This is a genomic window from Parvibaculum sp. (assembly GCF_035511255.1).
In the GTDB taxonomy this organism is placed as follows: Bacteria; Pseudomonadota; Alphaproteobacteria; order Parvibaculales; family Parvibaculaceae; genus Parvibaculum.
Window position 1 is genome coordinate 1 of record NZ_DATKFR010000287.1, and the last position, 6,663, is coordinate 6,663.

Annotated in this window: 7 protein-coding genes; 2 read left to right on the forward strand and 5 right to left on the reverse strand. The window is 64.0% G+C overall.

What is annotated here, in order from left to right:
• Window positions 1–114: 114 nt before the first annotated feature.
• Entirely contained in the window at window positions 115–1,092 is a 978-nt protein-coding gene (locus VMR03_RS11365; RefSeq protein ID WP_325405273.1) for an alpha/beta hydrolase, read from the reverse strand.
• Window positions 1,093–1,282: 190 nt separating this feature from the next.
• Window positions 1,283–2,710 (reverse strand): amidase, encoded by a 1,428-nt coding sequence (locus VMR03_RS11370; protein ID WP_325405275.1) that lies wholly within the window; start codon window positions 2,708–2,710, stop codon window positions 1,283–1,285.
• 113 nt (window positions 2,711–2,823) lie between these two features.
• On the opposite strand from VMR03_RS11370, the gene VMR03_RS11375 reads away from it, so the two are divergent.
• Window positions 2,824–3,186 (forward strand): hypothetical protein, encoded by a 363-nt coding sequence (locus tag VMR03_RS11375; protein ID WP_325405277.1) that lies wholly within the window; start codon window positions 2,824–2,826, stop codon window positions 3,184–3,186.
• On the opposite strand, the gene VMR03_RS11380 is transcribed toward VMR03_RS11375, so the two are convergent.
• The 3 genes from VMR03_RS11380 to wrbA form a co-directional block, all read right to left on the reverse strand.
• The gene (locus tag VMR03_RS11380; protein WP_325405279.1) at window positions 3,155–4,174 is read right to left on the reverse strand and encodes a glutathione S-transferase family protein; all 1,020 of its coding nucleotides are present in this window, start codon (window positions 4,172–4,174) and stop codon (window positions 3,155–3,157) included. The genes VMR03_RS11375 and VMR03_RS11380 overlap by 32 nt on opposite strands.
• A 51-nt stretch (window positions 4,175–4,225) precedes the next feature.
• Window positions 4,226–4,936, reverse strand: a complete 711-nt coding sequence (locus VMR03_RS11385) for a pirin family protein (RefSeq protein WP_325405281.1) — start codon at window positions 4,934–4,936, stop codon at window positions 4,226–4,228.
• A 99-nt stretch (window positions 4,937–5,035) separates the two neighbouring features.
• Entirely contained in the window at window positions 5,036–5,647 is a 612-nt protein-coding gene (wrbA, locus tag VMR03_RS11390) for an NAD(P)H:quinone oxidoreductase (protein WP_325405283.1), read from the reverse strand.
• 123 nt (window positions 5,648–5,770) lie between these two features.
• Between wrbA and VMR03_RS11395 the strand changes: the two genes are divergently transcribed.
• Window positions 5,771–6,663 (forward strand): LysR family transcriptional regulator (locus tag VMR03_RS11395; RefSeq protein ID WP_325405285.1); only part of this gene is annotated, 893 nt, incomplete at its 3' end.

Here is a 6,663-nt window from a genome sequence, read left to right on the forward strand (position 1 = left end):
CGACGCGCGGCACGCGCGCCCGCATCATGGAATTTCTGATGGGCGAGGCCGCGCCGGACCTCTGGTAAGTCCTACCTCCCCCTTGGAGGGGAGGTCTAAAAATCCGAAGGATTTTTAGGGTGGGGGGCCCTCATCCCTTGCCAGCGCCGCCGCCGCGATGGCCCGCGTGCCTTCGGGCGTCGCGATCATCCCCATGTGGTTGACGCCCGGCACGATCGTGACCGCGAGGTCCGGCCGCACCGGCTTCAGCAGCGGCGCATATCGGTCCGCCTTGAAGATTTCGTCCTTCTCGCCGACCACCAGCGCTACCGGCGCCGGCGCGCGGGCAAGGTCTCCGAGATAATCGTCATGCGGCTGAAAATTGCGCATCATGCGGTAGGTGTAGAACGCCGTCTGCACCTGCATCATCTCCGGCGCGACCGCGAAGGCGATGATCGGCAGATAGTCGAACCGGTGAATGCCGAGACGGTCGAGCGCGGTCAAGCCGGCAATGCGGGCAACCGCCACGCGCGTCCAGCCGCCGCCATTCGCGCGCGTCGTCGGCGCGTCGTAGCGCAGAAACGGCGAGACGAGAACATATCGGTCGAAGAGCTTGCCATAGGGACCGCCCGCGATCCTGAGCGCGAAGCCGCCGCCCGACGAAAAGCCGACAAGCACGCGACGCTCGCCGGGTTTGCGCGCGCCGAGCGTTGCGACGAAATCCGCCACGTCGTCGTCGAGCTGCCCGACATAATCGACATCGCCCATCCGGCCCGTATGGTCGTGCCCGCGCATGGCGAGCGCGTAAACGGTGGCACCGGCCCGATGCAGGGCCTGCGCAACCGCATGCATGCTGGCCGTGGTCCCGGACGAACCATGAACGAGGATGACGACCCGTGCCGGATCGCCCGGATAGGCGCGGGTGGCGAGCGCCGTGCCGTCCCGCGCGGTGAAATGGCTCATCGCCGGCAGATCGCTGAAATCCACGTGATCGAGCGACTTCGCGACCGAGGGCATGACGGGCGGTGTCTTCGGCGCGTCGAAGGCGATGGCGGCCGCGAGAACCATGGCGAGCACAAGCACGACGGCGATCGAGACGATGAGAATTCGCATGATCTTCCTTCGGTCTATTCATTGGGCGGGACGCGCGGCAACGCGCCGCGAAAGCGCTACGCAATCGTGGATGACTTACCGGACACACTCCTGGAGATAACCGGATAGATGGTAAGGAGCGTCACGCTGGTCAAGGGGGCATTTCATCCGTGGACGAAACTTTTTTATCGAAAAACTTATCCCCGCTCCCTCAAGGCGTGGGCCGCTTCTGCGCCCAGGGCTGCGCCGATTCGAGCTGACCCGCCAGACGGAACAGCGTCGCCTCGTCGCCGAAGCGTCCGGTGAACATCGCGCCGATGGGCAGGCCGCCGGCGTTCCAGTGGAGCGGCACCGACATGGAGGGCTGCCCCGTCATGTTGTAGATGCCGACGCTCGGCACATATTCGGCGCTCAGGGCCAGATAGGCGCCGATGTCGTCCGACATGGTGTCGAGCGCACGAAGCGGCACCGGCGGCAGCGACAGTGTCGGCGACAGGTGGATGTCATGGCGTTCGTGATAGGCCGCGAATTTACGGCTCATCTGGTGGATGTAGAGCGTCGCGGCGGCGTAGTCGGCGGCGCTGCGTGTCTTGGCGAGTTCGGTGACCAGATGGGTGAACTTCTCGATCTCGTCCTTGGCGAGGTCGCGGCCGAGTTGCGCCGCGCGGCTCCGGAGAGTCATCGCGACGTTGCCGCCGATGATCGTGCCCTGATGTTTCGCCATCTCGTCGACGTCGATGGAGGGCGCGGCCTCCTCCACATGATGGCCGAGATCGGTGAGGAGTTTCGCCGTCGCCTCGATCGCCTTCACCACGTCCTTGTGACTCTGGCTTCCGTTCGGGCGCTTCGTCGTGAAGGAGATGCGGAGCTTGCCCGGCGCCGTCGAGACTTCCTCGAGATAGGAGCCGGTGAAGGCCGGCGCCGCATAGGGGTCGCCATCCGCCGGCCCATGCGTGACATCGAGCATCGCCGCACTGTCGCGCACCGACCGCGACACCACATGCGAGATCGACATGCCGGCCCAGCCCTCGCCGCGATCTGGACCCATCGGCGTGCGCGCTCGTGTCGGCTTCAATCCGAAGAGCCCGCAGGCGGAAGCCGGGATGCGGATCGAGCCGCCGCCGTCGCTCGCATTGGCGCAAGGCACGAGCCCGGCAGCAACCGCCGCCGCCGCGCCGCCGGACGAGCCTCCCGCCGAACGGGTCACGTCCCAGGGATTGCGCGTCGGTCCATAGAGATGCGGTTCGGTGGTCACCGAGAGGCCGAACTCCGGCGAATTGGTCTTGCCGAAGACGACGAGGCCCGCATCGAGGTAACGCTGTGTCAGCGTGCTGTTGTGGTCGGCCTTGTAGTCTCTGAATGCGCCCGAGCCGAAGCTTGTCACCGTGCCGTCGAGCAGCAGATGAAGATCCTTTAACAGAAAAGGAACGCCCTTGAATTTGCCCTCCGGCAGGCCATCTGCAATCTGACGCTTTGCTTTGTCGTAATGCTTCAGCACGACCGCATTGATTTTCGGATTGACCTTTTCGGTTCGCGCGATCGCTTCGTCGAGGAGGTCCTCCGGTTTCACGGCGCCCTTGCGCACCAGTTCCGCAAGCCCCAGCGCGTCGTACTTGTCGTAGTCGGAAAAGCCGCTCATCGTTCCTCCCGGATTTTATGGTTGGCTCATCTTAGGGAGCGAAAACGGCACGACCAGCGTTTTGTTGATGGATGTTCAGCCGGGCGAGTACCCGGGAGCCGCAGGAGATCGAAATGAACGGAAGAATTGCCGCAATATGCCTGGCCGTCGGGCTCGCCGTCGCACCTGTTGGATCCGCGAATGCAGCGGAGCCGGTCGGAGACAGCGTCGTCCTGCCGACCGATCAGGTGTCCCTCGCGAAGCTCAACGACGCACATCTAAAAATGGTGCGCGCCGCCATGCGCGAATGCAACGCAACCCCGCGCATGGGCAACGATACGCCGGGCTGCGTCGTCACCTATGTCGAGCAGGGCGTTTCGCAAAGCAACGATCCGCAGCTCAAGGCCTTCAACGCGAAGCTGCCGACGGGCGTGCGCTATGACGAGAACCGGACCATCAACGACGTCAATCGTGTGATGCAGCCGTCGCGCCAGTAAGCTGGATGCGGTCGCGATTATGCGGCGCTGAAAAGTCGAGCAGCGGCCCCAGCGGAACGATGCCCGTGGGATTGATGGTCTTGTGACTGCCGTAGTAGTGACGCTTGATGTGATCGAGATTGACCGTCTCGGCCACGCCCGGCACCTGATATAGGTCGCGCAGGTAGTTCCACAGATTCGGATAGTCGACGATGCGGCGCAAATTGCATTTGAAGTGGCCGTGATAGACCGCGTCGAACCGGACCAGCGTCGTGAATAGCCGCCAGTCGGCCTCGGTGATCCGGTCGCCCGCGAGATAACGCTGGCGCGACAGCTGAGCCTCGATCGTATCGAGTTCGTCGAAAAGCGCCGTCACGGCTTCCTCATAGGCGTCCTGCTTCGTGGCGAAACCGGCCTTGTAGACGCCATTGTTGACGCGGTCGTAGACGGCGGCGTTGATCGCATCGATCTCCGGGCGAAGCGCGGTCGGATAAAAATCCAGCGAGGCCTCGACGCCGGGAAGCGCATCGAAGGCCGAATTCAACATGCGGATGATTTCCGACGATTCGTTTGAGACGATCGTCCGGCGCTCCTTGTCCCAGAGCACGGGCACGGTGACACGGCCCGTATAGTCCGGCATGGCGAGTTGATAAATCTCGTAGAGACGCGTCTTGCCATAGAGCGTGTCGGGAATGGTGGCGGGATAATCGCCCTTGATCGTCCAGCCCTCCTCAAGCATCAGCGGATCGACCACGGAGATCGAAATCTTGTCGTCGAGCCGCTTCAGCTTGCGAAAGATCAGCGTCCGGTGCGCCCAAGGGCAGGCGAGCGAGACATAGAGGTGATAGCGGCCGGCTTCCGCCTTGAAGCCGCTATCGCCGGTCGGGCCGGCGGCGCCGTCCGCCGTCACCCAGTTGCGGAAGGCGGCATCCTTCCGCACGAAGCGTCCGCCAGTCTTGCCCGTGTCGTACCACTGGTCCTGCCATTGTCCGTCCACGAGCAATCCCATGACGACCTCTTTCGGTGTTAGCCCTCCCCCTTGAGGGGGGAGGGGGTAGTCTCACTCCTCCGGCGGGAGATCCGCCAGCACGATCTCGGCATCTTCCTCGGCATGGATGACAAGCGTATCCACGTCGCGGATGGCCGCGCCCGCGCGTTCCGGCACGAGCACGCCGTTGACGGTGACGCTGCCCTTCGAGGGCACGAGGTAAGCGAGCCGTCCACCGGCAAGCCTGTGCGTCACCTCCTGGCCCTTGTCGAGCGTGGCGCCGAGAATGGCGGCATCCTGCTCGATGTAAAGCGCTTCCGCCGGTGCGTCGGGCTTGCCGCTCGCAAGCTGGACGAGCTGGCCCTTGCGGTCCGTCTTCGGAAATTCGGCCTGCTCCCAGCGGGGAGAAATGCCTTTCTTGCGCGGCTCGATCCAGATCTGGAAGAGCGTCGTGTCGCCATCCTCCTGGTTCCATTCGGCATGCTGGATGCCGCGCCCCGCCGACATCACCTGCACGTCGCCGCCCGCCGTGCGGCCTTCATTGTTCAGGTGATCGCGATGGGTGATCGCGCCTTCGCGGACGAAGGTGATGATCTCCATGTCGCGATGCGGGTGGGGCGGGAAGCCCGACTGCGCCTTGATGCGGTCGTCGTTCCAGACGCGCAGCACGCCCCAGCCCATGCGGGCAGGATCGTAGTAGTTGCTGAAAGAGAAATGATGCTTGGCGTCGAGCCAACCGTGGTTGGCACCGCCGAGACTGTCGAAGGGTCTGACGTCGATCATGATGTGCCTTTCTCTCTTTGAAATTACGCCCGGCCGGCGCCGGGGGGAGAGCGCCGGCCGGGGGCGCGGAGCGATACGCTTACGGTGCTCCGCGGGGGGTCAGTTCTTGAGCTTCTTCGCAATGCGCGCGACATGCGCACCCTGCTTCGTCGCGATCGAAAGTTCGGCCTCGCTCGGCTGGCGGCTGCCGTCGCCGCCCGCAAGCGTGCTGGCGCCGTAGGGTGAGCCGCCACGCGTCACCGAGACGTCGAAGAGTTCCGGAGCGATCCCATAGGGTACGCCGACGATGATCATGCCGTGATGAAGCAGCGTCGAGTGGAACGAGGTGATCGTCGTTTCGTTGCCGGCGCCCGTGCCCGTCGAGGTGAAGACGCTGCCCGGCTTGCCGATCAGCGCACCCTTCGCCCAGAGCGGACCCGTCTGGTCGAGGAAGGTCCGCATCTGGCCGGTCATGTTGCCGAAGCGCGTCGGCGTGCCGAAGATGACGGCGTCGTATTCGGCGAGTTCATGCGGCGCGGCGATCGGCGCGGCCTGGTCGACCTTCATGCCGGCCTGCTTCATCAGGTCTTCCGGCATCGTCTCGGGGACGCGCTTCACATCGACTTCGACATCGGCTTCCGAGCGCGCGCCGGCCGCAACGGCGGCGGCCAGCTTCTCGATATGGCCGTAGGAGCTGTGATAGAGCACGAGAACGCGGGTCTTGTCGGTCATCTTCCCCTCCAGTGGGTACGCCCCGATACGCGGAGCCTGTTGTTTCGGTGCGCTATATCTATTTGCATTGCCATCTGAAACAATTCATTGTTTCTGGAACAGATTGTTCCGTTGAGGCGCCCAATGACTATCGATCTCAATGCCTTCGCCGCCTATGCCAAGGTGGTCGAAACGGGCAGCTTTACTGCCGCCGCCGAGGCCCTGAAGCTCTCGAAATCCATGGTGAGCCGTCAGATTTCGATGCTTGAGGACGAACTCGGCATCCGCCTTTTGAACCGCACGACCCGCAAGCTCAACGTCACCGAGGCCGGCGCCGTCGTCTTCGAGCGGGCCGCCCGCATCGTCGCGGAAGCCGAGGAGGCCGAACGCGACGCGGTCTGCATCGAGGGCGCGGTGCGCGGCAAGCTACGCGTCAATGCGCCCATGACCTTCGGCATCCGCGAGCTAGGCCCGGTGATGCCGAAATTCATCGCCCGCTATCCCGAACTCAGCATCGAACTCGAGCTGAACGACCGCCGCGTCGATCTGATGGAGGAGGGCTTCGATGTTTCGCTGCGCATCTCGCCGCTCGTCGACTCGAGCCTGATCGCGCGCCAGCTCGCGCCGGTGCGCCGCCTCGTCGTCGGCACGCCCGCCTATTTCGAAAAGCATGGGATGCCGAAACATCCGCGCGATCTCGCCGACCACACCTTCATCCTCTACAGCCAGGTGCAGCGCCCCGAACTTCTCGAAATGCAGGATGGTGCAGGCAAGCGCATTCAGGTGGAGGTGAAGGGCCCGCTCCTCTGCAACAATGCCGACGCGGCGAATGCGGTGTTGATGGCGGGGCAGGCGCTTTCGGTCTCGCCGGATTTCATCAGTTACGAGGCCCTGCGCTCCGGCGCGCTTCTCTCCGTCCTCGACGAATGGCAGGCGCCGCCGCTGATGCTCCACGTGATCTATCCGCATACGCGCCATCTCTCCGCCAAAGTGCGCGCCTTCGTCGACTTCGCCGTCGAGGAATTCGGCCCCGGCAA